This window comes from Roseateles sp. P5_E1 (assembly GCF_054049335.1).
This window is the reverse complement of sequence record NZ_JBFUMN010000492.1, coordinates 1-515: the sequence shown is the minus strand read 5'-3', so window position 1 is coordinate 515 and position 515 is coordinate 1. Positions and strand designations below refer to the sequence as shown.

At 64.9% G+C, this 515-nt stretch carries 1 protein-coding gene; it reads left to right on the top strand.

Annotated features, from left to right (window positions below; all coding sequences use genetic code 11):
• On the top strand, window positions 1-515 hold a 515-nt coding region (locus ACXJKJ_RS32270), incomplete at both ends, for a toprim domain-containing protein (RefSeq protein ID WP_457395841.1).

The following is a 515-nucleotide window of genomic DNA, read 5'->3' as shown; positions in this document are numbered from 1 at the left end:
GTCGAGGGTGACTCGGCAGGTGGCTCGGCAAAGCAGGGCCGCAACCGCAAGAACCAGGCGGTGCTGCCGCTGCGCGGCAAGATCCTCAACGTGGAACGCGCGCGTTTCGACCGCATGCTGGCCTCCGACCAGGTCGGTACGCTGATCACCGCGCTGGGCACCGGCATCGGTCGCGACGAGTACAACCCGGACAAGCTGCGCTACCACCGCATCATCATCATGACCGACGCCGACGTCGACGGCGCGCACATCCGTACGCTGCTGTTGACCTTCTTCTACCGTCAGATGCCGGAGTTGATCGAGCGCGGGCACATCTACATCGGCCTGCCGCCGCTGTACAAGATCAAGCAGGGCAAACAGGAGCAGTACCTCAAGGACGACCCGGCGCTGGATGCGTACCTGGCCAGCAGCGCGGTGGAAAACGCGTCGCTGATTCCGGCCGAAGGCGAGCCGGGCATCGAAGGCGTCGCCCTGGAGAAGCTGCTGCTTTCCTACGCCTCGGCGCAGGAAACCAT